Annotated in this window: 20 protein-coding genes; 7 read left to right on the top strand and 13 right to left on the bottom strand. The window is 63.7% G+C overall.

From position 1 onward, the window contains the following. Nucleotides 1-13: 13 nt before the first annotated feature. The 3 genes from AC0IPL_RS10005 to AC0IPL_RS09995 all read right to left on the bottom strand — a co-directional run bounded on the left by AC0IPL_RS10005 (nt 14) and on the right by AC0IPL_RS09995 (nt 4,532). Nucleotides 14-2,368, bottom strand: coding sequence for a TRAP transporter large permease (locus tag AC0IPL_RS10005; protein ID WP_474274099.1), 2,355 nt, complete (start codon nt 2,366-2,368; stop codon nt 14-16). A gap of 15 nt (nt 2,369-2,383) precedes the next feature. Continuing rightward, the gene (locus AC0IPL_RS10000) at nt 2,384-3,310 is read right to left on the bottom strand and encodes a TRAP transporter small permease subunit (protein ID WP_474274098.1); all 927 of its coding nucleotides are present in this window, start codon (nt 3,308-3,310) and stop codon (nt 2,384-2,386) included. Nucleotides 3,311-3,449: 139 nt separating this feature from the next. Continuing rightward, a complete protein-coding gene (locus AC0IPL_RS09995) occupies nt 3,450-4,532 on the bottom strand; it encodes a TRAP transporter substrate-binding protein (protein ID WP_474274097.1) in 1,083 nt (360 codons plus the stop codon). 292 nt (nt 4,533-4,824) lie between these two features. On the opposite strand from AC0IPL_RS09995, the gene AC0IPL_RS09990 reads away from it, so the two are divergent. Beyond that, nucleotides 4,825-6,252, top strand: a complete 1,428-nt coding sequence (locus AC0IPL_RS09990; RefSeq protein WP_474274096.1) for a cache domain-containing protein — start codon at nt 4,825-4,827, stop codon at nt 6,250-6,252. A gap of 106 nt (nt 6,253-6,358) precedes the next feature. Continuing rightward, complete coding sequence (locus tag AC0IPL_RS09985) at nt 6,359-7,003, top strand: response regulator transcription factor (protein WP_474274094.1); 645 nt, start codon at nt 6,359-6,361, stop codon at nt 7,001-7,003. Between the two features lie 55 nt (nt 7,004-7,058). On the opposite strand, the gene AC0IPL_RS09980 is transcribed toward AC0IPL_RS09985, so the two are convergent. Further along, complete coding sequence (locus AC0IPL_RS09980) at nt 7,059-8,216, bottom strand: lytic murein transglycosylase (protein WP_474274259.1); 1,158 nt, start codon at nt 8,214-8,216, stop codon at nt 7,059-7,061. Nucleotides 8,217-8,351: 135 nt separating this feature from the next. Beyond that, nucleotides 8,352-9,323: a capsular polysaccharide export protein, LipB/KpsS family gene (locus AC0IPL_RS09975; protein ID WP_474274092.1), complete on the bottom strand. Its 972-nt coding sequence runs from the start codon at nt 9,321-9,323 to the stop codon at nt 8,352-8,354. Between the two features lie 416 nt (nt 9,324-9,739). Here AC0IPL_RS09975 and AC0IPL_RS09970 point away from each other — a divergent pair, with 416 nt between their 5' ends. Together AC0IPL_RS09970 and ilvN are read left to right on the top strand one after the other, a co-directional pair. Continuing rightward, nucleotides 9,740-11,491 (top strand): acetolactate synthase 3 large subunit, encoded by a 1,752-nt coding sequence (locus AC0IPL_RS09970; protein WP_474274089.1) that lies wholly within the window; start codon nt 9,740-9,742, stop codon nt 11,489-11,491. An 89-nt stretch (nt 11,492-11,580) separates the two neighbouring features. After that, nucleotides 11,581-12,141: an acetolactate synthase small subunit gene (ilvN, locus tag AC0IPL_RS09965; protein WP_474274087.1), complete on the top strand. Its 561-nt coding sequence runs from the start codon at nt 11,581-11,583 to the stop codon at nt 12,139-12,141. 333 nt (nt 12,142-12,474) lie between these two features. On the opposite strand, the gene AC0IPL_RS09960 is transcribed toward ilvN, so the two are convergent. After that, nucleotides 12,475-12,891, bottom strand: a complete 417-nt coding sequence (locus AC0IPL_RS09960) for a S1 domain-containing protein (RefSeq protein ID WP_474274085.1) — start codon at nt 12,889-12,891, stop codon at nt 12,475-12,477. A gap of 232 nt (nt 12,892-13,123) precedes the next feature. Here AC0IPL_RS09960 and AC0IPL_RS09955 point away from each other — a divergent pair, with 232 nt between their 5' ends. Next, nucleotides 13,124-13,918 carry a helix-turn-helix domain-containing protein gene (locus AC0IPL_RS09955; protein ID WP_474274084.1) on the top strand — a complete coding sequence of 265 codons (795 nt, stop codon included), beginning with the start codon at nt 13,124-13,126 and terminating at the stop codon, nt 13,916-13,918. A 2-nt stretch (nt 13,919-13,920) separates the two neighbouring features. Here AC0IPL_RS09955 and AC0IPL_RS09950 read toward each other — a convergent pair whose 3' ends face one another. The 5 genes from AC0IPL_RS09950 to AC0IPL_RS09930 form a co-directional block, all read right to left on the bottom strand. Next, nucleotides 13,921-14,691 (bottom strand): DUF2189 domain-containing protein, encoded by a 771-nt coding sequence (locus tag AC0IPL_RS09950; protein ID WP_474274083.1) that lies wholly within the window; start codon nt 14,689-14,691, stop codon nt 13,921-13,923. A 206-nt stretch (nt 14,692-14,897) separates the two neighbouring features. Further along, nucleotides 14,898-16,025, bottom strand: coding sequence for a peptide chain release factor 2 (gene prfB / locus AC0IPL_RS09945; RefSeq protein WP_474274082.1), 1,128 nt, complete (start codon nt 16,023-16,025; stop codon nt 14,898-14,900). Between the two features lie 101 nt (nt 16,026-16,126). Beyond that, a complete protein-coding gene (locus AC0IPL_RS09940) occupies nt 16,127-18,628 on the bottom strand; it encodes a penicillin-binding protein 1A (RefSeq protein ID WP_474274081.1) in 2,502 nt (833 codons plus the stop codon). Between the two features lie 181 nt (nt 18,629-18,809). Then, nucleotides 18,810-20,030 carry an N-acetylmuramoyl-L-alanine amidase gene (locus AC0IPL_RS09935; protein WP_474274080.1) on the bottom strand — a complete coding sequence of 407 codons (1,221 nt, stop codon included), beginning with the start codon at nt 20,028-20,030 and terminating at the stop codon, nt 18,810-18,812. Nucleotides 20,031-20,105: 75 nt separating this feature from the next. Then, nucleotides 20,106-21,251, bottom strand: a complete 1,146-nt coding sequence (locus tag AC0IPL_RS09930) for a pyridoxal phosphate-dependent aminotransferase (RefSeq protein WP_474274078.1) — start codon at nt 21,249-21,251, stop codon at nt 20,106-20,108. Nucleotides 21,252-21,273: 22 nt separating this feature from the next. On the opposite strand from AC0IPL_RS09930, the gene AC0IPL_RS09925 reads away from it, so the two are divergent. Beyond that, nucleotides 21,274-22,629 (top strand): M48 family metalloprotease, encoded by a 1,356-nt coding sequence (locus tag AC0IPL_RS09925; RefSeq protein WP_474274075.1) that lies wholly within the window; start codon nt 21,274-21,276, stop codon nt 22,627-22,629. Further along, on the top strand, nt 22,626-23,390 hold the full coding sequence (locus AC0IPL_RS09920) for a DsbA family protein (RefSeq protein ID WP_474274072.1): 765 nt from the start codon (nt 22,626-22,628) through the stop codon (nt 23,388-23,390). Before AC0IPL_RS09925 ends, AC0IPL_RS09920 begins: the two co-directional genes overlap by 4 nt. A 92-nt stretch (nt 23,391-23,482) precedes the next feature. Here AC0IPL_RS09920 and ispG read toward each other — a convergent pair whose 3' ends face one another. Next, entirely contained in the window at nt 23,483-24,604 is a 1,122-nt protein-coding gene (ispG, locus tag AC0IPL_RS09915; RefSeq protein ID WP_474274070.1) for a flavodoxin-dependent (E)-4-hydroxy-3-methylbut-2-enyl-diphosphate synthase, read from the bottom strand. Between the two features lie 100 nt (nt 24,605-24,704). Further along, nucleotides 24,705-25,922 carry a helix-turn-helix domain-containing protein gene (locus AC0IPL_RS09910; protein WP_474274069.1) on the bottom strand — a complete coding sequence of 406 codons (1,218 nt, stop codon included), beginning with the start codon at nt 25,920-25,922 and terminating at the stop codon, nt 24,705-24,707. Nucleotides 25,923-25,989: the final 67 nt, after the last annotated feature.

Genomic DNA, 25,989 nt, shown 5'->3' with positions numbered 1-25,989 from the left:
CCTTGGTCCCGGCTCAGTTCGGGATCAGCGCCGGCACGATGGTCACGATCGACGGGAACACCCAGAGGATCGCGATGCCCACCACCTGGATCAGCACAAACGGGATGATGCCGCGGTAGATGTGCCCGGTGGTCACCTCCTTCGGCGCCACCCCGCGCAGGTAGAACAGCGCAAAGCCAAATGGCGGTGTCAGGAAAGAGGTCTGAAGGTTCACCGCCACCATGATGGTCACCCATTTGGGGTCGAACGAGCCGCCATAGATCACCGGCCCGACAATCGGGATGACGATGTAGATGATCTCCAGGAAGTCCAGCACGAAGCCCAGGAAGAACAGCACCAGCATCACGATCAGGAAGACCGTCATCTCGTTGTCAAAGCTCTTCAGGAACTGCTGGATGTAGTGTTCCCCACCGAAGGAGATCACCACCAGGTTCAACAGCTGCGAGCCGATCAGGATGGTAAAGACCATCGAGGTCACCTTGGCGGTTTCCCGCACCACCGGGGTCAGCACGCCGGAGCGGAACAGAACCCAGCAGCCAAACAGCAGCCCAAACAGCGCATAGAGGTAAGCGGCATAAGCGGCAATGAAGGCAATCCAGTTCTCGACGGTGACGCCGCCCTGGTTGACGCGTAGGTCAAAGTTCATGCCGATCAGGATGCAGATCATCACGGCAAAAGTGGACCAGATGATGATCTTGCCCGATTTGCCTTCGTCCTGCAGCTTGCGGTAGGCCGCCAGCATGATGGCCCCACCTGCCCCCAGCGCCGCGGCGGGCGTCGGGTTGGTGATACCGCCCAGGATTGAGCCCAGCACCGCAACGATCAGCACCAGCGGCGGGAACACCACCCGGATCAGATCGTTCCGGGCGCAGCGCGCGGCGGCCTCGCGGCAGCCATAGAGCGCCAGCAACAGCGGCAGCGCTATCCACACCACAGTCATGCCCGGCGTGGTCGTCGGCGCAATCGCCACCATATCCACCAGCGCAATCAGCAGCACGCCGATCGCCCCCAGGATCAAGGGCTTGGCGTCCCGCGACGGCGCAACCCCGCGGCCAAAGGCCAGCACCAGACCCAGCACAACCAGGATGACGCCGATGCCGGTGCCAATCGGCGCCGCATTGGCGATCTTGGCGTCCACAGCTGCGGCGATTTCGTCCTCGCTCAGCTTCTCGGACAGGGTCACACCGCCCGCGGAATCGATGGCTTCCTGCTCTGCCACGGCGGCGTCCCAGGCGGCCTGCCCGTGCAGATCAATCATCGCCGCCTTACATTCCGCGCCCACATTGGTACGCAGGCTGGCGGTTTGACCGGCATCGGAGAAGGACGAAACGATGACACTCTGGCTGCCAATCACGTTGAAGCTGCCCAGCAACACCGCGCCGCCGATCAGCGCCGCAGGCACGCCCAGGAACCACAGCAGACCTTCGTTGCGGGTAATCACCTCACCGGTGCCGCCCTCGATATTCACCGCCGGTGCCTTGTGCGGGTTCAGCAGCGCATAGCCAAAGGCATAGCCGGCATACAGTAGCGCCAGCAGGATCCCCGGCAGCAGCGCCGCCTGGAACAGGGTGCCCACGGATACCACCGCGGGCTCCCCCAGATAGGTCAGCGCATCGGAGCAGCCCGCCTCCGTCGCGCGGGTCTCCTGCGCGGTGGAATAAAGGTCGCCCGCCAGCGTGCCCAGCAGAACGATCACGATGGACGGCGGAATGATCTGCCCCAGCGTGCCGGAGGCCGCGATCACACCCGTCGCCAGTTCCGGCGAGTAGTTGTTGCGCAGCATGGTCGGCAGCGCCAGCAGGCCCATGGTCACCACGGTGGCACCAACAATGCCGGTGGAGGCCGCGAGGAACGCACCAACCACAACAATCGACACCGCCAGACCGCCGGGCAGCGGCCCGAAGACGCGCGCCATGGTGGTCAGCAGGTCATTGGCGATCTTGGAGCGCTCCAGCGTGATGCCCATCAGCACGAACATCAGCACCGCCAACAGCGTCTCGATCGACGCGCCCGCCAGAACCCGTTCGTTCATGCGGTTGACGATAAAGGAAATGTTGCGGTCCAGCGCCACTTCCCACCCTTGGGTGAACACAGGTTCAGCCAGTCGTGGCAGATCCGGGTAGCGGAACACCGAGATCTTGTCCGGCCGCACGCCAGAGGCCACCAGATCGCGATAGGCCTGCGACGAAGAGTCGATGGCCTGGTGGATCAGGATGCCCGAGCTGTCCAGCGCGGCGATGATCCCGAAGGAGATGACCCCGGCCCCGCCGATGGCAAAAGCCACCGGAAAGCCGGAGAGGATGCCCCCGAAGAGGCAGAAAAATACAATGATTAGGCCGATTTCGACGCCATCAAGTCCAAATAGCATGTTTCCGACGTCCCTTTAGTGCGTGCCTTCGTAGGCTTCTTCACCCTCTCCAAGGCTGTCCTTGTCGAGGTATTTGTTTTCGCTGCCCTCGCCTTCCACGAACTCGAGGAATGAGCGGTAGAAAAAGGCGATGGCGTGCAGGAACACGAGGCCTGCAAAGGCGATCAGAAGGATCTTGAACAGGAAGTAGGCGTTGAATCCATTCGGGCTGAAGCCGATGGTCTCTACGTTCCAGCGCAACGCCCGCGACTTCATCACCAGCCGTTCCAGCCCGTCAGAAGCGGAGGGTTTGGGCACGATCAGGTGACGCCACAGGAAGAACCAGCCGTACATCCAGGTCAGCACCGCGGCAGGCATCATGAACAGCAGGGAGCCAAGCATGTCGACCACGCGCTTGGCGCGGAAGCTGATGCCGGAATAGATCAGGTCCACCCGCACATGACCGCCCTGCACAAAGGTGTAGGTGACGCACATGCAGACCACCAGCGCGTTGTAGAGCTTCAGCTCTTCCGCAAACCAGCTGATGTCCTGGCTGAACGGGATGCCAAAGCCAAAGCTGATGTCGGGCCGGGCAAAGACGCGCTGCATGAAGACGATGATGATCTGCTGTAGCACCATCAACAGGCCTGCCCAGGCAAAGAAGCGGCCGACCATGTTGGCCATGCCCTCCAGCCCGCGCACCATGCCCCACATGAAGCCACGGTAGTAAAGGCCGATGCCGGTCAGCACCAGAAAGGTAGTGAAGACGACAAAGAAGAATTCGACAGAGCCGCCATAATAGACAAAGCGCATGACCGACGCCTTGTCGGACCAGTCAAGCCAGAGCTGCGGATGGGTGATCGCGTAGCCGAAATTATAGAATGCGCCGGCGAGATTCTGGATCAACCAGACCAGCCCGCCCCAGATAGCGCCAAAGAAGGTGATGCCACTCTCTTCCTGCATGTTTCCCCCGGGAAGATTGCTGCGCAGCTACGGCAGTGGGACGGTGTGCGGCATGTGCCGACCGTCCCGTGCGTTCCGCAACTGCAGGTGGATCCCCCGCGGCGGGCGCGGGGGATCCGATGAATGCCTGTCAGGCGGGTTAGCCGAGAACGCGGTCGCGCTGAATGCGATAGGCGCCTTCGGACTTGGTGATCCAGCCGGAGGACGCTTTCATCGATTCTTCGACGCTGTTGCGGATCTTGGCGAACAGTTCGTCATCCATGAACTCGTCCAGGGTTTCCTTGGTCGCGGTGCCGAAGGCATCCCAAACGCTGTCGGGGAATTCCAGGGTCTTGACGCCGCCGGACTGCAGACGCTGCAGCGCCGCACCGTTGTTGTTCATGAACTGCGCCAGGTTCCACTGGTGACCAGCGGCCGACGCCATCTCGATGATCTTCTGATGGGCGGGCGACAGGCTCTCAAAGACGTCGCGGTTGGTGGCGACGGACAGGGCCGCACCCGGCTCGTGGAAGCCCGCGGTGTAGTAGGTCTTGGTGATTTCCTGGAAACCGGCCTTTTCGTCCGCCCAGGGACCGATCCACTCGGTGCCGTCGATAGCGCCGGAGGACAGCGCCTGATACACTTCGGAACCCGGAATGTTCTGCACGGATGCGCCCAGCTTGCCCAGCGCCTTGCCGCCCAGGCCCGGCATGCGGAACTTGAGACCGTTGAAATCCTCTGGACCGTTGATTTCCTTGTTGTACCAACCGCCGGACTGCGGGCCGGTGTTGCCGCCGAGGAAGGATTTCAGACCAAAGATCTGGCCCAGCTCGTCATGCAGCGCGTGGCCCTCACCGTGGTAGTACCAGTTGGTGATTTCCTGCGGCGTCATGCCAAAGGGCACGGCGGTGAAATAGGCATAGCCCGGATGCTGACCGGTGAAGTAGTAGTCCGCACCGTGATACATGTCGGCCTGACCTGCGGTCACGGCGTCGAACACTTCAAAGGCGCCAACCAGTTCGCCCGCGGCCTTCAGGTCGACGGTCAGGTTGCCATCGGACATGGCGGTGATGGCATCGGCGACATACTGCGCCGAGTCATGCACGCCCGCCAGGCCACGGCCCCAGGTGGTCACCATGGTCAGGGTGCGCTTGCCCTGGGCATAGGCCGGTGCGGCCAGCGTGCCGGCCGCTGCTGCGGTCCCGCCCAGTGCGGATGTTTTCAAGAAAGAACGGCGATCCATATATTATTCCTCCCATAATTTTTGGATGCCCGGCAGCTGACTGCCCAGCGGATCGGTTCGAGTGCAGGCAGACTAGCCACGCTGCGTGGGTTGTGAATACCTACTACTGCGTAGAACGACGTGATTTTCAGCATTTGGCCCAAAAGGCTGCAGCATTTTCGCGCACTTCTCGGCCCATGCGACACAGCCCTCGCGTGCATTTGGTCAGGGCGCAGTGATTCTTCTGGGCGTCGGTCAGATGATTCGGTACAAGAATCTGACCAATCCCCTGCCCCGGTCTGCCCGATTGCCCATGCGCCTGTTTCACACGCTGATCCGCCCCACATACGCTCAGAAACTGTCGCTGCTGATGACGCTGCCGCTGATTGTCGCGGGCAGTGCCATTGCGCTGGTCGTGGGGCATCAGTCCCGCGCCCTGGCGGAGCGCGAGATCCAGGCGCTGGAACTGCAGCTGCTGGAAACCAAGAAGGCCGAGCTGCGCAACTACGTCACCCAGGCCCGCAACGGATTTGCCCATATCTATGGCCTGGCTGCGCCCGACGACGTCAAGGCCAAGGAGCAGGTAAGCCAGATCCTCAGCGCGATGATATACGGCAAGGACGGGTTCTTCTTCGTCTATGACTACGACGGCACCAACCTGGTCAGCCCGCGCCAGACAGAGTTCATCAACCGCAATTGGGCCGGGCTGACCGACAGCGCAGGGGTGCCGGTGGTGGACCGTTTCATCGAGCTGGCCCGCGATGGGGCGGGCTGGCACACATTTACTTGGCAAAAGCCCTCGACCGGGGAAGAGGCGCAGATGATCGCCTATGTGGTCGGCCTGCAGGACTGGCAGTGGGCCGTCGGCACGGGCGTGTTCATCGACGATGTGCTGTCCTCGGTCGCAGCGACACGGGCCGAGGTCGAAGCCCGCGTGCAGCGCACCTTCGTCTATATTGGCGGTATCACCCTGGTGGCGCTGGCGTTGGTCTTTGCCTCTGGGATGCTGCTGAATATCCGTGAACGGCGCCTGGCGGATGCCAAGCTGAAGGAGCTGACCCAGCGCGTGTTCGACGCCCAGGAGGACGAGCGCGGCCGGGTCGCGCGCGAGCTGCATGATGGCATCAGCCAGTTGCTGGTCGGGGTGCGCTATGCGCTGGACAACGCCCGCCGCCGCCTGTCGCGCGGCGACAGCGACGGGGCGGCGGCACCGCTGGAAAAAGGCACCGAGCATCTGCTGACTGCCATCACCGAGGTGCGCCGGATCAGCCGCGACCTGCGCCCCGGCGTGCTGGACGATCTCGGGCTTGGCCCGGCGCTGAAGGCGCTGACGGATGACTTTGCCGCCCGCACCGGGATCGAGACTGAATTCTCCACCGTTGTGTTTCGCAACCGCCTGGATCAGGATGCCAAAATCGCGCTCTACCGGATTGCGCAGGAGGCGCTGACCAATGTCGAGCGCCACGCCGAGGCCACGAAGGTCACGATTGATCTGCGCGGTCATACCAAGGGTGCCACCATGCGGATCACCGACAACGGTGTGGGCCTGCCGCCGCGCCCGGCCCGGTCCGGCTCTGGCATCGGGCTGCGCAACATGCAGGAACGGATCGACCAGCTTGACGGCACCTTGCGCATTCTGTCATCACGGGGGACCGAAAGCGGCACGGTGATTGAGGTCGGCCTGCCTCTCAGCCACCTGCTGCCACCCGGCGAGGACAGCAACCCGGTCCAGCTGCCATGAGGCCTGGCGCAGACATGACCCGGCGGCGGATCAAGCAGCGAACCGGGCCGGGCAAGACACAGGCAGGCGGAAGCGCAAGCGTCCAATCGATGCGAATGGGGATGACATGGCGGCGCCAGTGAAAGTTCTGATCGTGGATGACCACCCGATGGTGGCCGAAGGCATCCAGTCGATCCTCGAGAGCTATGACGACATTCAGGTTGTCGGCTCGCTGACCGATGGCCGCGACGCGGTCGCGCAGATGCAGCAGCTGGCGCCTGACGTGATCTTGATGGATCTCAACATGCCCAAGCTGGGCGGGCTCAGCGCCACCGAAATGATCCTGGAGCAACATCCCGGCACCCGCATCCTGATCCTGACGATGCATGACAGCCCGGAATATATTTCCTCAGCGCTCAGCCATGGCGCGATGGGCTATATCCTGAAGGACGTGCCCACGGATGAGATCAAACAGGCCATTGATGCGGTGATGCAGGGACAGACCTACCTGTGCACCGGCGCCGCCGGGTCGCTGAAGCCCAAGGACGGCGACACCCGCGAGGCGCTGACGGGGCGCGAACAGACCATCCTGCTGGAACTGGCGCAGGGCAAATCCAACAAGGATGTCGCGCAGACGCTCGATATCTCGGTCAGAACCGTCGAGACCCACCGCAAGAACATCAAGCGCAAGCTGGGAATCTCCTCCACCGCCGGGCTGACGCGCTATGCGCTGGAACACGGCGTCCTGCAGGGGACCGGCGCGGGCTTCTGACCCCCGCGGGCCGGTCCTGGCAGCCCCCACTCCAGCAGCCTCTGCCGCGGCCCGCTCAGCCCAGACTGTTCAGCAAGGTTTGCGAGGGATCCCCCGTTGCCGCCACGCCACGGCTGGACTGGTAGGCGCGAATGGCGGCTCGGCTTTTGGGCCCCAGCACACCATCGGCACCGCCGGTATCGAAACCGCGCGCTGTCAGCCGTTTCTGCAACAGGATCCGGTCATCCTTGGTCAGCCCGTATTTATCCGGCGGGAAACTGGCGCGCAGCGGTCCGCCGCCCGCGATCCGGTCCGCCAGATGTCCAACACCGATGGCATAGGAATCGGAATTGTTGTAGCGCTTGATGACATCAAAGTTGCTGGTCACGGTGAACACCGGCCCGCCCGGCTGCGGTTGCAGGCGGCGACCGGCGGGCGTGCCCGGGGCTCCCGCCTCGCCGCCCCACTTCAGCCCCCGCGTCCAGCCGTTGCGTTGCAGATAGGCGGCGGTGGAGGCCAGCGCATCTGTCGGGTCATCCGACCAGATGTCGCGCCGACCGTCGCCGGTGTAGTCCACCGCAAAGGCCTGATAGGACGTGGGAATGAACTGGGTATGCCCCATGGCGCCCGCCCAGCTGCCGGTCATCCGCGCAGGGGTGATGTCGCCGTTCTGCAGGATCTTCAACGCCGCGATCAGCTGCTTCTCAAAGAATGCCCCGCGCCGCCCGTCAAAGGCCAGCGTTGACGTGGCCGAGATCACCGGTACATTGCCACGGCGTTCCCCGTAGAAGCTCTCCAGCCCCCAGATCGCGCAGATGATCTCCGCATCGACGCCATAGGTCTGTTCCAGCTTGCGCAGGGTGGCGCGATGGCGGGTATAGGCCGCGCGCCCCTTGGCCAGTCGCTCCTGCGAGACGGCAATCGCCAGGTAATCCTCCAGCGTGCGCTTGAATTCGGTCTGATTGCGGTCGCGTTTGACCACGCCGGGCAAGTAGCCCGCTCCGCGAAAGGCTGCACGCAGGGTGGCGCGGCTGATGCCCTTGGTCTCGGCCCGGTTTCGAAAGGCCGCGACCCAGGCGTCATAGCTCGCATTGGGGACCGGCCGCAGATCCGCAGGCAGGCTGGCGCTACCGCTGCTGCCACTGCTGCCGCCCCCCGCGGGCACCGGTCCGCCGCAGGCGCTCAGCCCCAGCGCCGCCAGACCAAATCCAAAACTCCGCCGTGTGATGCTCATGCTCATGCCCGTTTGCCAGTTACTGCCCGCCCCGATGACCTCTGCGGCCCTGACGGGGCTTTTGCCGCTCAGGCTGACAGAAAGCGGGTGCATCGCCAAGTCCCGGAATCGCGCAACGGCAAGGCCCCGCCACCGTCAGTCGGCAAAGCGGTCAGGCGGAAAACCCGCGGCGCTGAAAATCTCCCAGATCCGCTGTTCAAGGCTCTGCGCGCCGATCTCCAGGCAGTTACGGCGGAAGTACCAGGTCATGAATTGCGCATAGCCGCCGGTGCGGGCCAGCGCACGCTCCAGCGCAGCCGCGAACTGACCCGCCGCCCTGACGGTCTCCGCAAAGTGATGGAAATCCGACTGACCGTACAGGATGGCCGGCGTACGGTGCAAAAAGCCCTCGATGGCAACGGACGAGTTGATCGACACCGTGGCACAGCTGACCGCGAGAATATCGTGAATATTCGCATCCGTGACAGACACGCGGCTGTCACGCTCCATGATTTCGGACAGTTCCAACAGGGTTCCGACGTCCGTCACCCGAGGATGCGGCTTGACCACAACCGGGCGATCCCCCGCCCCCTGCAGGACATCTCGCAGCATCGCAGTATCGGTGAACGTCGTGGCGCCGACTTTGACCGGGTAGTCGCCTTGGAAAAACACCGCAATTGCCCCTGACGGCAGCTGCGCCGGGGCGCTCGGTTGATTGTAGCGCGACCGCCGCTTTTCCTTCCACTCCGCGCTCAGCTTCCCATAGAAATTCCGGGCATATCTGTAGGGCACCATATCAGGACGAAAGCTTTTGTCGCCAATGGAGCTGAAGCAGCGCACCCCTTGCGGGTCCAGATGCCAATAGCCCCTGAGATAGGCCATGCAGCCATTCAGGACATTTGGCATCCGCACATGCCGGTCGTCCAGAATATGCAGATTGCCATCTTCGAACCGGCTATCTCCCGTGTGGCGGGTCCCCTGCTTGATGTCGCGGTCCATCGCCCGCCGCTCAACCGAAATTTCCCGCGCGGTCAGCATCTCCGTCAGCACACCATAAAGCTGCAAGAAACTGTGGGACAGCTCCAGCTCCGCGTGCTGCGACCGCAGATGGATGATCACTTTGGGCAAGGGCGCATTCCTGAGTTGCAAACTGCCCCTGAGCTAGCCCGTGTAGCACGGCGCTGTCCAGCCTGCCGGGCGGGCACCCACAGGGGCATCCAAGTGGACAATTTGCGGAAGTTGACCAGAAATGGGCCTCCGCTTCGCGGATATTTCCCCAGACACCCCTCCAGGCGTAAGAAAATGTCGCCTGACAGGGCATTTTTGACAGGTTTGCAGGTTGACGCCCCCTGCCCCCCGCCATAATGTCGCCCGCAACGCAAAACGGAGCCTGTGGCCAAGATGACCACCCTAGTCGTAATCGTAGGAACCACGCGCATGGGCCGGTGACGGTAGACCATAATCGAACCCATGCGCCCCTGACCACAAATCGGGGGCTTTTTTTATGCGTAACGCACGATGCCGCCAATTGGAGCAAAAAGCAGATGACACGTGAAATGACCGGCGCAAAGATGGTTGTCCAAGCCCTGAAAGATCAGGGTGTGGAAGTAGTCTTCGGATACCCAGGCGGCGCCGTGCTGCCGATTTATGACGAGATCTTTCTGCAAACTGACATCCGCCACGTGCTGGTGCGCCACGAACAGGGCGCGGTGCATGCGGCAGAGGGCTATGCCCGCTCCACCGGCAAACCTGGCGTTGTTCTGGTCACCTCCGGCCCCGGCGCCACCAATGCGGTGACCGGGCTGACGGATGCACTGCTGGATTCGATCCCGCTGGTGGTTCTGACCGGCCAGGTGCCGACCTTCATGATCGGCTCCGACGCTTTTCAGGAGGCCGATACCGTCGGCATCACCCGCCCCTGCACCAAGCACAACTGGCTGGTCAAGGACACCAACAGCCTGGCCGCAACCCTGCATGAGGGCTTCCACGTCGCCACCTCGGGGCGCCCCGGCCCGGTGCTGATCGACATTCCCAAGGACGTGCAGTTTGCCACCGGCGACTACGCCACACCAAAACCCGCCGCGTCGCACTACCAGCCACAGCTCAAGGGCGACATGGAGGCGATCACCGAGCTGGTCGCGGCACTGGAGCGCGCCGAGCGCCCGGTGTTCTATACCGGTGGCGGCGTCATCAACTCCGGTCCCGCCGCCAGCCAGCTGCTGCGCGAACTGGTGGACGGCACCGGCATTCCCGTCACCTCGACCCTGATGGGGCTGGGCGCCTATCCGGCGTCAGGTGCGAACTGGCTGGGCATGCTGGGGATGCACGGTCTGTACGAGGCGAATATGGCGATGCATGACTGCGACCTGATGATCAACATCGGCGCGCGGTTTGACGACCGCATCACCGGCAAGATCGACGCCTTCAGCCCCAATTCCACCAAGGCGCATATCGACATCGACCCCTCGTCCATCAACAAGGTGATCCGCGTCGACATCCCGATCGTCGGCGATGTGGGCCACGTGCTGGAAGACATCCTGAAGGTCTGGAAATCGCGCGGCCGCAAGGTGAACCGCGCGGCGCTGGAGAAATGGCAGAAGCAGATCAGCGAATGGCGTGCAGTCAACTGCCTGACCTACAAGAACTCCGAGAGCACCATCAAGCCGCAATACGCGTTGCAGCGGCTGGAGGCGCTGACCAAGGGTCACGACCGCTATATCACCACCGAGGTCGGCCAGCACCAGATGTGGGCGGCGCAGTACCTGGGTTTTGAAGATCCCAACCGCTGGATGACCTCCGGCGGGCTGGGCACAATGGGCTATGGCTTCCCGGCCTCGATCGGGGCGCAGATGGCGCATCCGGATGCGCTGGTGATCAATGTCGCGGGCGAGGCGTCGTGGCTGATGAACATGCAGGAAATGGGCACTGCGGTGCAGTTCCGCCTGCCGGTGAAACAGTTCATCCTGAACAACGAACGCCTTGGCATGGTGCGTCAGTGGCAGGAACTGCTGCATGGCGAACGCTACAGCCACAGCTGGTCCGAAGCGCTGCCCGATTTCGTCAAGCTCGCCGAGGCCTTCGGCTGCAAGGGCATCTGCGTCTCTGACCCCAAGGATCTGGACGATGCGATCATGGAAATGATCGAATATGACGGGCCGGTGATCTTCGACTGCCTGGTGGAAAAGCACGAGAACTGTTTCCCGATGATCCCCTCGGGCAAGGCGCATAACGAGATGCTGCTGGGCGAGGCTGACACCCAGGGTGTCATCCAGGCCGGCGGTGCGGTGTTGGTGTAACTGCGGTCTGACCGCAAAAGTCTTGTGAAGAACTTTGCCAATAGTTTTCAGATAACTAGTGGCAGCGACAAACGAAAGGACGGCGACCGATGTCTGCCCTGCATATCAAAAAAGGCTCCACCCGCCATTCCGCCTACAACCTGCGCCCGACCTTTTCGGACGTGCAGGAACGCCACACCATCGCGGTTCTGGTGGAAAACGAACCCGGGGTTCTGGCCCGTGTCATCGGCCTGTTCTCCGGCCGCGGCTACAACATTGAAAGCCTGACCGTGGCCGAGGTGGACCATACCGGCCACCTATCGCGCATCACAATCGTCACCACCGGCACCCCTCAGGTGATCGAGCAGATCAAGGCGCAGCTGGGCCGCATCGTGTCGGTGCGCGACGTGCATGACCTGACCGTCGAAGGCGAGGCCGTGGAGCGCGAGCTGGCGATCCTCAAGGTCGCGGGCGAAGGCGACAAGCGGGTCGAGGCGCTGCGGCTGGCGGATATCTTCCGCGCCAACGTGGTCGACAGCACGCTGAACAGCTTTGTGTTCGAGATCACCGGCGCGCCGGACAAGATCGATGCCTTTGCCGATCTGATGCGCCCCCTTGGGCTGAGCGAGATCGCCCGCACCGGGGTCGCGGCCCTGCTGCGCGGCAATTAAGTGACGCCCCGGCCCGCTGTTGCAGGCTGGCCGGGGCCGGACCGCACGCTCGCGCGGGGCTGTCAGCTGCTCATCCGGACGCGCTAGGCGGGCCACTATCGCGCCAGACGGGCGCATTCAGCCTCGGTCCTGTTGGGGCTCTCCAGTGCCCGGCGAGGGCCGCGAACGGTGCCGCAAGGCGCGCCGCGAACCGAAGCGCGGAGACCTCAAGGCGCGAGAAATTCATGACAGGGGCAACCCCAGACAAAGGCAAACCACACCGCTCCGGGCCCCTAGCCCTTTGGTCGAGAACGCCTTGCCGTAACTTGGCTTGCCGGAACCGGGCCTGCCGGTTCAGCGACGCTTTAGCTTGATCACCGCAGCCTCAACCGCGTGCGACGGTGGCTGCGGAATGGACTGGGGGAACGGGACAACCTTGTCGCTCCGATTGTGCGCGGCTTGTCCGGCGGCACCACAGGTTGCGGACTGCAGCCCTGTCGCCCCGTCTGGGCAGGGATGCGCATCGTCGCCGCGGACCGCCGTCAGGCACGCAGCCAGGTCAGGGCCGCCCTGCCCCATCAGAACGCGCAGATTTTTTGCGATTCGGATATTACCACCCAGGGTTAAATCAAACTCAACCCAGTCACCGGGTTTGAGTTCCTGCAAACCTTCACTGGTTTCGTCGGAATAAAAGGCGAGATCTCCCTGGTCGTCACACCAGATTACGGCTTTGTTCAGGGCTTGCTCGCTCCACACTACAACTCCAATCATAGCAATCCTCACATTCCCGTATATTAATACTGGATCAATTGGGCTGACACCTACATAACAAAATAAATTCCGACCTATTGCATTTTGTGTCAGCTCAATTAGCATCCTGACGTGATTTAGCGCCAGTTTTGGCGCGGTTTCATGACAAACGCACGGAAAACCAGCCTGACATTGCCGGAGCGCATCGGCGGCAGGCGAAACAAACACCAGACCTCGACACCGGACAGGCAAGATGACCCCGCAGGATCGCTCACCCGCTGAGTTGAGAGACATGTTCGGCGCAAACCTGCGCCAGCTGGCGCAGCAGTACCCGTCGATTTCGGAATTGTCGCGCCAGCTGGGCATCAACCGCACGCAGTTCAACCGCTATCTGTCCGGCGAAAGCTTCCCCCGGCCCGATGTTCTGGACCGCATCTGCCGCTTTTTCCAGGTTGATGCCCGCATCCTGCTGGAACCGGTCGAGCGACTGGCGACGGGCGGCAAGGTGGTCAACGGGCCGTTTCTGGCGGATTTTCTGGGCCGTGGGGTCCAGCAGCTGACGGAGACATTCTTTCCCTCCGGTTTCTACCGGTTCAGTCGCCGCAGCTTCATTGACGAGCAGAAGTTCGTCATTGGCCTCACCTATGTGTTCCGCGCCGCAGACGTCACGTACATCAAGGGCTTTGAGGCCAAGGAGGCGATGCGTAATCAGGGGCTGTCCGCCTCCCCGTCAGTCCGCGAGTTTCGCGGCTATGTCAGCAGCCACGAGGACGGAGTCGCTTTCGTCATCGCCCGGCGCAAGGCGATGACCTACTCCTTCAACTACCTGGCCCGCGTCGCATCGCTCGAGAATAACTTTTGGTCCGGCTATGTCGCGCGCACTGTCCGCGAGGGCAGCGGAGAGCGGGTCACCCGCATGGTGTACGAGCATCTTGGTCGCAACACTGCCGAGGTGCTGAAAACCGCCCGCAGCGCCGGGCTGGTCGACAAGGCGGATCTCCTGCCATTTCATCTGCACCTGCTGACGCCGCAACGCCCCTTTCGCTGAGCCTATGTAGCCGCGATCTGGCGATAGATATGCCAACTGGCGTGTCCCAGCAGCGGCAGCACCACAAACAGCCCAAGAAACCACGGCACCAGCGCGGCAAATGTCAGGGCGGCAACCAGCCCTGCCCACAGCAACATCACCGCGGGGTTGGCCTGCACATAGCTGAAGCTGGCAATCATCGCGGTGACAAAATCCACCTCGCGGTCCAGCAGCATTGGCAGCGCGATCACCGTGATCATGAACAAAAGCAACGCGAACAGCGCCCCGATACCGCTGCCGACGGCCAACATCAGCAGGCCATTCACGGTCAAGAACACCTCGGGCGAGGAACTGATGTTGGTCATGGTCGAATGGCCAAGGAACAGCGCAAAGATCATGTGGCCAAGGAAAAACCAGAACAGGAACACCACCAGGATGATGGCGCAGATCGACGGCAGCTGGCGGCGGCTTTGCAGCAGCACCACCCCGAAAATCGCCGCCGGGCGCACCGGCTGCCCCTGGGACAGCCGATGCGACACCTCATACAGGCCGACCGCGGCAAAGGGGCCGATCAACGGAAAGCCGATGGCCGCCAGAACCAACCAGAAGCTGGTGCCGCTGACCCGTGTTACCCAGGTCATGCCCCAGCCTGCCAGCACATAGATCGCCGCAAAGGTCAGACCAAATATGGGGCGCGCTGTGAAATCCGCCCAACCGCAGCGCAGCGCCTGCGCCAGCATTGCAACCGTGGCCGGCCGCAGCGGCGGCACCCCAAATGGCTTTTCCGTGCCCATAGTCGCCCCCCTTCCGGCGCTTGTTGACTCGCAGCTGAAAACCTCCGCGGCCGCGTGTTTCCATTGCAGCCTATCGCAGCTGATCGGCGTAAAAAATGCCTTGGGAATACATCTTCAAATGGCGCCTGTTGCTGCTCTCACCCAACAACAAAAAGCCCCGGAGGGCGATCCGGGGCTTTGTGTTGGAACGGAATATCGTGGGCGGTTCAGTCGTCGCCCTGCGCGTCAGCCCGGCTCTTGCCAGACACGTTCATCGCCAGCGTCGCGGCCATGAACCCATCCAGATCACCGTCCAGCACCCCCTTGGTGTCGGAGGTCTCGTGGTTGGTGCGCAGATCCTTCACCATCTGATAGGGCTGCAACACGTAGGAGCGGATCTGGTTGCCCCAGCCGGCATCGCCCTTGGCCTCGTGGGCGGCGTTGATGTCGGCGTTACGGCGGTCCAGCTCCTGCTGGTACAGGCGCGATTTCAGCGCCTTCATGGCGATGTCGCGGTTCTGGTGCTGCGATTTCTCAGAGGAGGTGACCACGATGCCGGTGGGAATGTGGGTGATCCGCACCGCGGAGTCGGTGGTGTTCACGTGCTGCCCCCCTGCCCCGGACGAGCGGTAGGTGTCGATGCGGATGTCGGCCGGGTTGACGTCGATTTCGATATTGTCGTCAACCACCGGATAGACCCAGACGGACGAGAACGACGTGTGCCGCTTGGCCGCCGAGTCATAGGGCGAAATGCGCACCAGGCGATGCACGCCGCTTTCGGATTTCAGCCAGCCATAGGCGTTGTGGCCAGAGATCTTGTAGGCGGCCGATTTGATGCCCGCCTCTTCGCCGGCGCTTTCGGATTGCAGTTCGACCTTGTAGCCCTTCTTCTCGGCCCAGCGGACATACATCCGCGCCAGCATCGACGCCCAGTCGCAGCTCTCGGTGCCACCGGCGCCGGAGTTGATCTCCAGGAAAGTGTCATTGCTGTCGGCCTCGCCATCCAGCAGCGCCTCCAGCTCCTTCTCGGCGGCCGTAACCTTCAGCGCGGCCAGCGCGGCCTCCGCGTCCTTCACCACCTCGGCGTCCTCTTCCATCTCGCCCAGTTCGATCAGCTCGATATTGTCGGACAGATCCTGCTTGATGCCCTTGTAGGTGTTGATCGCATCCACCAGCGCCTGACGCTCGCGCATCAGTTTCTGCGCCGCCTCAGGATCATCCCAAAGGTTGGGATCCTCGACCCGCGCGTTGAACTCCTCCAGCCGGTACTCGGCGGTTTCCCAGTTCAGTCGCTGCGCCAAAAGCTCCAGCGATTTCTCGATGTCCGCCACGATGTTCTGGGTTTCCGCGCGCATGGGGTGTCCTTGCAATCTTGGGCATTTTCAGGTCAGGCCTGCGTGATAGACCACCCTTGCGCCGCGGGCAAGCCGACAGCGGCGCAAGCCGATGGTGGAGGTCAGTACAGGCCGCCGGAGCTGATGGTCCCGAAGGTCGCCTTGGGGCCCAGAACCGCGGTGCCGCCGCTGGAGGTGGTGACCTTGCGGCCGGATTCCTGCACCTCCTCGATCAGCGGCAGGTTGGAGCCCATGGCAAAGCCGCCGTCGTAGGTCAGGCCAAAGATCGGCTCTTCCCCATCGCGGAAGTATTCTGCCACCACATAGGCACCGGAGGCGTCATTGGGCAGCCGCGCGCCCGTGTAACGGTCGATCTTGATGAAATGGCCGCCCTCGGGCACCTCAAACGGGCCGCCGCCGTATTTTTCGGTCGCCTTCGTCATGAACTGCTGGAACACCGGCCCGCACATGGTGCCGCCATAGGCACCGCGACCCATCGGGCGGGGCTGGTCAAAGCCCATGTAGCAGCCCGCCACGATGTTCGAGGTGAAGCCGACGAACCAGACGTCGCGGGAATCGTTGGTGGTGCCGGTCTTGCCCGCGGTGGGCACCGGCAGGTTGATGACGCTGGAGGCGGTGCCGCGATCGACCACGCCTTTCATCATCGAGGTCAGCTGATAGGCGGTGATCGGATCCATCACCCGTTCCCGGTCGGCGATGATGCGCGGTTTCAGGCCCGGTGCCAGCTCGGGGTCGGCGCAGTCCACGCAGTCGCGGTCGTCATGGCGATAGATGGTGCGCCCGAACCGGTCCTGCACCCGGTCCACCAGCGTCGGCTTCACTCGTTCGCCGCCGTTGGCAAACATCGCATAGGCCGCCACCATCTTGTACAGCGTGGTTTCCTCCGCCCCCAGCGAGTTGGCCAGGAATGCGCCCATGTTGTCATAGACACCAAAGCGTTCGGCATAGCCCGCGACAACCGGCATGCCGACCTCCTGCGCCAGACGAATGGTCATCAGGTTCCGGCTCATCTCGATACCGGTGCGCAGCGGCGTGGGACCGTAGAACTTGTTCGAGGAGTTTTTGGGCCGCCACAGTCCCTGCGGCGTGTTGATCTCGATCGGGGCGTCGACCACGATGGTCGCCGGGCTGTAGCCGCTGTCCAGCGCCGCGGCATAGACAAAGGGTTTGAAGCTGGAGCCGGGCTGGCGCAGCGCCTGGGTGGCGCGGTTGAACACCGAATGCTGGTAGGAGAACCCACCCTGCATCGCCAGAACCCGGCCGGAGTTCACGTCCATCGCCACAAAACCGCCCTGCACCTCCGGCACCTGCCGCAGGGACCAATGGCTGAATTCGCCATCCGTCTTCACGGCCCGCACCAACACCACGTCGCCGCGGCTGATGTTGTCCTTGAAGCTGCCCTTCATCCACTTGATGTCGGCACGCGGTACCGAGCCGGTCCCATCCTGGCCCTCGACCCCGACGGTCAGCGACTGGTCACCGACCTCCAGCGCCACCGCCGGATACCATTTGCCGCCCAGTTCGATGTCGCGCGACACATCGGCATTGGCCAGTGCTTCGCGCCACGTGGGCTCATCCGCCAGCTGGGCTTCCTCCAGCCGGATGCCGGTGCCGCGCCAAATGCCCCGGCTGCGGTCATATTTCTCCAGCCCTGCGCGCATCGCCAGCGCTGCTTCGGCCTGCATCTCGTGGTCGATGGTGGCGCGCACGGTGAAGCCGCCGGTGAAGAACTCGCCCTCGCCGAAGTCCTGTGTCAGCTGGCGGCGGATTTCATCGGTGAAGTAGTCGCGGGGCGGCAGCGTGGTGCGGAAGCTTTCGAAATCGCCGTTCTGCACCGAGCGCAGCGGTTGCGCCACCTCAACCTCGTAGACATCGCGAGAGATATAGCCGTTCTCGCGCATTTCGCGCAGCACGTAGTTGCGCCGCGCCAGCAGGCGCTCCTTTTGGCGAACCGGGTGATAGTCCGAGGGCGCCTTGGGCATCGCCGCCAAGGTGGCCGCCTCATGCGGGGCCAGCTCGCCCAGGGTCTTGTTGAAATAGGTCTGCGCCGCGGCGGTCACGCCATAGGAATTCTGTCCGAGGAAAATCTCGTTCAAGTACAGTTCCAGAATGCGTTCCTTGTTGAGCGTCTCCTCCAGCCGGGTGGCGAGGATGATCTCCTTGATCTTGCGTTCAGCGCGGCGGTCACCGGACAGCAGGAAGTTCTTCATCACCTGCTGGGTGATGGTCGACGCGCCGCGCACGTTCTTGCCGCGCGACTGCACCGCCTCGATCGCCGCCGCCGCAATGCCGCGGGCGTCATAGCCCGCGTGGCTGTAGAAATTCTTGTCCTCAGCCGAGATGAAGGCCTGTTTCACCAGATCGGGGATCTCCGACGACGGCGTGTACAGGCGCCGTTCCTTGGCAAATTCGTCGATCAGGTGACCCTCGCCGGAATAGATCCGGCTGATCGTCGGCGGCTGGTACTGGGCCAGCGATTCATGGCTGGGCAGATCGCGCCCATAGGTCCAGAACACCGCTCCGATGGTCAGCGCCACCATGGCCACGCCAAGCGTGATGGTGCTGAAGATGGAACCAAAGAAGGAGAGTATGAACCTGAGCACGGAGTTGGGCCTTTCTCGCGGGATGACGCCTATATAGGCACGCTGCTGCGCCGGGTCAAAAGCTCAAAGCCCGGATCGCGGCGGAAAAGGGCGGGAAAAACCAGGCTGTTTTCACCGCTGAAGCGGCCGACACATGGGCGCGCGGCAAAACCGGCGCAATTATGCCGATTGTCGCGCGGCCTTACTGCCGCACGAGCGCGCGGCGCGCATCATCCTCGGCCCGCCAGGTGATCAGCCCGTTCAGAATGCCCCGCGCCGCCTTGGCGCGCCATTCGGGGTCAATCAGGTTTTGCAGGTCGCGCTTGCTGGACAGGAAACCGATTTCCACCAGCACCGACGGGATGTCCGCCGATTTCAGCACCGAAAACCCGGCAGAGCGCAGCGGCCGGTTGTTGATCGGCCGCCCCTGCGCGCGCAAGCCGTCGATCAGCGCCGCCGCCAGCGCATCGCTGCGCGGCTGGGTTTCCTGTCGCGCCAGATCCAGCATCACGCCGGTCACCTGATCGTCCGCCTCGCTGAGGTCGGTGCCCGACAGCAGATCACCGCGCAGATGCCGCTCGGCCAACTTGGCCGAGGCCGCGTCCGAGGCTTCCTGTGACAGGGTATAGACGGTAGAGCCATGCGCGCGCCCCTCGGAAATCGAATCCGCATGCAGCGAGATGAACACATCCGCGCCTGCCTGATGCGCCATGGCAATGCGTCGCTCCAGCGAGACAAAATAATCGTCATCCCGCGTCAGCGCGACGGTAAACTGCCCCGAACGCAACAGCGCCTCGCCCAGCTCGCGGGCAAATTGCATCATCAGCTGTTTTTCGTTGATGCCCTCCCCCGCCTCGGCACCGGGGTCGATGCCGCCGTGGCCGGGATCCAGCATCACCAACATCGGCGCATGTTCATCGCGCGGTGGCGGGCCCTGCATCAGCTGCGGCTGCGGCAGATCCCAGCGTGGATCCTCCGGCGCACCGACGCGGGCGGCAAACTGTTGCTGGCTGACAGGATCCAGCGTCAGTTCCAGCCGGGCGGCGGCGGTGACCGGGTCCACCTGCATCGCCGCGGCGGTGACCTGCATCGGCACCGCCAGCTCCAGCACCAGCCGCGACCAGCCCGGCACATAGGTGCCGAACTGCGCCGCCTTGACGCGCTCGCCCTGCAGCATCTGCTCTGCGGTCAGCCCGCGCCAGTCGACCTCCTGGAAATCCAGCACCAGCCGCGGCGGCCCGTCGAGCGTGAACAGCCGGAACGGCACCCCCTGGCTGAGGCCGAGCGTGACCTCGGCCCCCTGCCCGGCGTCACGCACCCGACTGCTGGCGGCATCAATGCGCGCCAGTCCGCTGAAGCCCTGCGCCCATGCCGGGCCTGTCAGCAAACAGATCAGCGTAATGATGGAAAACAGTCTGCCCATGCCCGACCCCTGATTTGGTGGATTTTCGCGCAAGGTATGCAATTCAGCGAGGTTTGGAAATCCGCCTTCCTGCCCCTAGCCCCTTTGCGCCATGAACGTCGTCAGACGCGCCAGCCCCTCTTCGATGTCAGCGGTGGAACGCGCATAGGAAAACCGCAGCGTCGTGGCGCCGCGCACCGGATCGAAATCCAGCCCCGGCGTTACCGCGACCCCCGCCTTTTCAAGGATTTCTGCGGCGAAGCTGCGGCTGTCCGCCGTCAGATCCGACACATCGGCATAGACGTAAAACGCCCCGTCCGGCGGCGCGATATTGGTGAAACCGGCCTTGGGCAACCCCTCCAGCATCAGCTGGCGGTTCCTGGCGTAAACGGCGAGATTTCCGCGCAGTTCATCCTCGCACTCCATCGCCGCCAGCGCCGCCACCTGACTGGCGTGGGGCGCGCAGATGAACATGTTCTGGGCGATACGTTCAATTACCCGCACATGGTCCTCGGGCACCACCATCCAGCCAACCCGCCAGCCGGTCATCGAAAAGAACTTCGAGAAGGAGTTGATGACGTAACAGTCATCCGTCAGCTCCAGCGCGGTGACGGCCTTCGCCTCATACTCCAGCCCGTGATAAATCTCATCCGAGATGAAGCTGGCCCCGGCGCCCTGGGTCGCGTCAATCAGCGCGCGCAGGGCGGCGTGGTCCAGCATGGTGCCGCTGGGATTGGCGGGCGAGGCCACCATGAGCCCGGCCAGATCCAGCCCCGCCAGATCGGCGGCGACCGGTTGCAGCCGGTTTTCCGGCGCGGTCTGAATGTCCACCGGCGTCAGCCCCAGCGCTTTGAGGATCTGACGGTAGGACGGGTAGCCCGGCGCGCCGATACCAACCCGGTCACCACTGTCGAAAAGGGCCGTGAACGCCAGCAGAAACGCGCCCGAAGAGCCCGGTGTCACGATCACCCGCTCCGGGTTCAGATCGACGTTGTACCAGTCGCCATATAGGCGCGCGATACGGCGGCGCAGCTCCGGCAGCCCCAACGCGACGGTGTAGCCCAGGGCGTTGGTCTCCAGCGCAGACCCCAGCGCCTTCAGCGCGCCAGAGGGCGCCCCGGTGGCAGGCTGGCCCACTTCCATGTGGATGATGTGGCGTCCGGCCGCCTCGGCCTTTCGGGCGGCCTCCATCACGTCCATCACAATGAACGGATCAACGTCGGAGCGGCTTGAGTTTCGCATTCTGATCTCCCATGGTGCGCGCATGAGTTTTGACCGTTTCTTCCGGCTGGCGTCAATCCCGGCAATGGTGCTGTGTGCGCTGGTGCAATTTGGCACGTCGGTGCACGCGGCATCAATCTCGCTGCTGCGCGATCCGGACATCGAACACGGGCTGACCCGACTGGCCGCGCCGGTACTAAACGCCGCCGGACTGAATGCCAAGCGGGTGCGCATTCTCCTGGTGAACGATTCGTCGTTCAACGCCTTCGTGGTGGATTCGCGAACAATTTTCATACATTACGGGTTGGTCCTAAAGGCCACGACGCCCGAAATGCTGCAAGCGGTGATCGCCCATGAGGCCGCCCATATCACCAATGGCCACATCGCCCGGCGGATGCAGAACCTGCGCTCGGCCAGCAATGCCGCCGGTCTGGGCATGGCGCTGGCCGTGCTGGCTGCCGCGGCCGGCGCGGGCGAGGCGGCGGGCGGCATTGCCGTCGGCAGCCAGACGTCGGCGCTGCGCGGATTTCTGTCTCACACGCGGGCCGAGGAAAGCTCTGCCGACCGCGCGGCGGCCGGGTATATGACGCGCGCAGGCATCAGCCCCCAAGGCTTGGTGGATCTGCATCAGGTCTTTGCCGGCCAGGAGGTGCTGAGCGCGGCCAACCAGGATCCCTACATGCGCTCCCACCCGCTGAGCCGTGACCGCCTGCGCGCGGCACGGGCCTATGTGGCGGCGCAGGGCGACTCCGGCCAGACCAGCGCCGAGGCGTCCTATTGGTTTGCGCGCGTGCAGGGTAAGCTGTCGGCCTTTACCCGCGCGCCGAAATGGACCCTGCGCCGGATCCGCGGGGAACACTACAAGGACGTGCGCCTGATGCGCGAGGCGGCGGCGCACCATCGGCGCAACAACATGGCCAAGGCGCTGACGGCGATCAATGCCGCCCTCGCCCTACGCCCCGACGATGCCTATTATCACGAGCTGAAGGGCCAGATCCTGATGGAGAACCGGCAATGGCAGGCGGCGCTGTCGGCCTATGGCCGCGCCGTCAGCCTGGCGCCGCGCGCGCCGCTGATCCTGGCAGGTCAGGGCCGCGCGCTGTTGGCTGCCGGTCAGCCCAAGACGGCCCTGCGGGCACTGGAAAAGGCCCGCACGCTGGATTTTCGCAACCAGATCATGCTGCGCGACATGTCGCTCGCCTATGCCAGAACCGGTCAGCGCGGCATGGCCGCCCTGGTCACCGCCGAACGCTATGCCCTGCAAGGGCGGCTGGAAGACGCCGGCATCCACGCCAAGCGCGCCGTGGCGCAGCTGCCCGTCGGCTCGCCCCCGGCGCGGCGGGCGCAGGATGTGCTGATGGCCTACGAACAAGACCAAAAAAGGAAGAGACGGAAATGAAATCCCTGACCCGTGCCGCCGCCATGGCGGCCACAGCCCTTAGCCTGCTGGGCGCGCCTGCACAGGCCTTTGACCTGACCGCGATGAGCGACGCCGAACGCGCGGCCTTTGGCGCCGAGGTGCGCGCCTATCTGCTGGAGAACCCGGAACTGATCCTGGAGGCCGTGGACCTGCTGGAGCAGCGCCAGCAACAGGCGGAGGCGGCGCGCGATGACCAGCTGGTGGCCGCGAACATGGATGCACTGGTCAATGACGGCTATTCCTGGGTCGGTGGCAACCCCGAGGGCGACATCACCCTTGTCGAGTTCATGGACTACCGCTGCGGCTACTGCCGACGCGCCGCGCCGGGGGTGGCCGAGCTGCTGGCAAACGATGGCAACATTCGCCTGATCATCAAGGAATTCCCGATCCTCGGCGAAGCCTCGGTTCTGACCTCGCGCTTTGCCGTTGCCACCAAGCTGGAAGCGGGCGATGACGCCTATAAGCAGGTGCATGACGCGCTGATCGAATTCGGCGGCGAGCCGAATGAGGTGGCGCTGCGCCGCTTGGCCGAGGGGCTGTCGCTGGATGCCGATGCCATCCTCGCGCGGATGGACAGCGACGAGGTCACGGCCGAGCTGCGCCAGACCCGCGAACTGGCGCAGAAACTGGCGATCTCCGGCACGCCGACGTTTGTGCTGGGCGACGAGCTGCTGCGTGGCTACCTGCCCGCGGACCAGATGGAAATCCTGGTAGCCGAGCTGCGCGACCAGCAGAGCTGAATGCCGTGACGGACCGACGGGACCGGGGCTTTGCCCCGGAGCCCAGCGTATTTCGGGAAAGATGGGGGCGGACGGCGCGCCCGTGAACGCCGCTACTCTGCCGCGTCCTGCGCCGCCTCGATCTCGGCGGCCTTTTTCTCGACCTCTTCGACGATGTGGTCGACCATCTGCTCGTTGGACATCTTGTGGCTGGCCTTGCCCGCCAGATAGACCATGCCAGAACCCGCGCCGCCGCCGGTGAATCCGACATCGGTCATCAGCGCCTCGCCCGGGCCATTGACCACGCAACCGATGATGCTGAGGCTCATCGGGGTCTTCACATGCTCCAGCCGGCGCTCCAGCTTTTCCACCGTCTTGATGACGTCGAACCCCTGCCGGGCGCAGGAGGGGCAGGAAATTATATTGACGCCGCGGTGGCGCAGGCCGAGGGATTTGAGGATCTCGAACCCCACCTTGACCTCCTCCACCGGGTCGGCCGACAGGCTGACGCGCAGGGTGTCGCCGATGCCCATCCACAACAGCTGGCCAAGGCCGATGGCGGATTTGATGGTGCCGGAGACAAAGCCGCCCGCCTCGGTGATTCCGAGGTGGATCGGCGCGTCGGTGGCCTCCGCCAGCTGCTGGTAGGCGGCGGCGGACATAAAGACGTCGGATGCCTTGACCGAGATCTTGAACTCGTGGAAATCATGGTCCTGCAGGATGCGGATGTGATCGAGGCCCGACTCCACCATCGCTTCCGGGCAGGGCTCGCCGTATTTTTCCAGCAGGTGTTTTTCCAGGCTGCCCGCGTTCACCCCGATGCGGATGGAGCAATTGTGGTCGCGCGCGGCGCGGATCACTTCGGCGACGCGCTTCTCATCGCCGATGTTGCCGGGGTTGATGCGCAGGCAGGCCGCCCCTGCCTCGGCGGCCTCAATGCCGCGTTTGTAGTGAAAGTGGATGTCGGCGACGATTGGCACCGGGCTTTCGCGCACGATTTCCTTCAGCGCCTTGGAGGACGCCTCGTCCGGCACCGAAATGCGCACCAGATCGGCCCCCGCCTCTGCCGCGGCCTGCACCTGCGCCACGGTGGCGGCCACATCGGTGGTCAGCGTGTTGGTCATGGTCTGCACCGCAATCGGTGCATCGCCGCCAATGGCGACGTTGCCGACGTGGATCTGGCGGCTCTTGCGGCGCTCGATATGGCGCCAGGGGCGGATATGGTTCATCGACATGAGTGGCCTGTCCCGACTGGATCCTGTTGGCGTCTAGATACGCGCAGGCGGGCTGGGCTGCAATGGCAGCCGCCCAAACACCACAGGTTTCATGAAATCGTTACTCGCCTGGCTGGGGGCTGGGCTGGGCCTGTAGTTGCGCCACCAGCGTCGCCAGCGCCTGGTTGCGGTCATCCGCAAGATCCGCCAGCTCGAACCGGTCGCTGATCGCATCCAACGACAGCTCGATATTCTTGGAGACCTGGCCGCGCTTGCCCACGGGGCCGAAGTGTTTGCCGTTGACAGCGAAATAGATTGCACTGCTTTCGCCGGTGCGCAGTTTCGGCGCGTCTTCGGTCAGCGGCACCTCGAAACGCTGGCCCGCATCCATGATGGTCTCAAAGATCACGCTGCCGTCGGCCGCGGTGACCTGCACCCAGGAGGGGCGCACCGCCACCATTTCGACGCCGGGCGTCACCTCTGCCACCACCTGCGGCACCGCCTGCTGCGGGCCCATTTCGGAGGCATCATGCGGCAGGCTGGCTTCGGCCAGGGCCAGGCTCGGCAGCTCCGGCGCGGCAAAATTGCCAAAACTGGACGGATCCAGCGTTGCAATCGGCGCATCCCGCGCAACCAGCACCGGCACATCCAGCGCCTTTGGCCGATAGAGACGGTCCAGCGCCTCTGCCGCCGGATCCTGCGCATCCGCCTGCGCCGTCAGCACCGCATTGTTCAGCGGGTCCAGATCGGCCAGAACCGCCGGAGTCTGATCGACCGGGGCAAACTGCACCTGCTGCACTTCCTTCAGCACCGACCAGCCGCCATAGCCGATGCCGCCGATCAGAGCGACCAGCACCATCAGCGAGCCAACGGCGCGCGGTTCGATCTGGCTCAGCGCGCTGGTCGGCGCCGGCACATAGGGCGTGCTCGAGGCTGTGAAGGCGTCGCCCCCCAGCCCGGTGGAACGCACCACCGGCGCGGCGCCGCTGCGGCGGCTGGAGGCCTCCGCCGACATGCCGTGGGCAACGCTGAAGCCGCTTTCCTGACAGAAGGCATCAAAGGCCTCCTCCGGGTTCATGTTCAGATAGCGCGCGTAGGAGCGCACGTAGCCGGCAATGAAACCGGGAGTATCAAAGGCTGAGGGGTCGGAATTTTCGATGGCCGCGATGTAGGAGGCCTTGATGCGCAATTCGCGCTGCACATCCAGCAGCGACTTGCCCATGGTGGCGCGTTCGCCGCGCATCATATCGCCTAAACGCAGCTCGAAATCGTCAAAACCTTTCGGTTCCGCCGGTTTGTCATGCTCATCATGCTTGCGCTGAGAAAAGCGCCCGATCATGCCTGCCGTCCCATAAATGCCTGCCGCATCTGAAGCTGAGTGGTGATAGAATCACATTTGCGACTCA

It is taken from the genome of Leisingera sp. SA32 (genome assembly GCF_056033425.1).
This window is presented reverse-complemented; position numbering and strand designations above follow the sequence as displayed.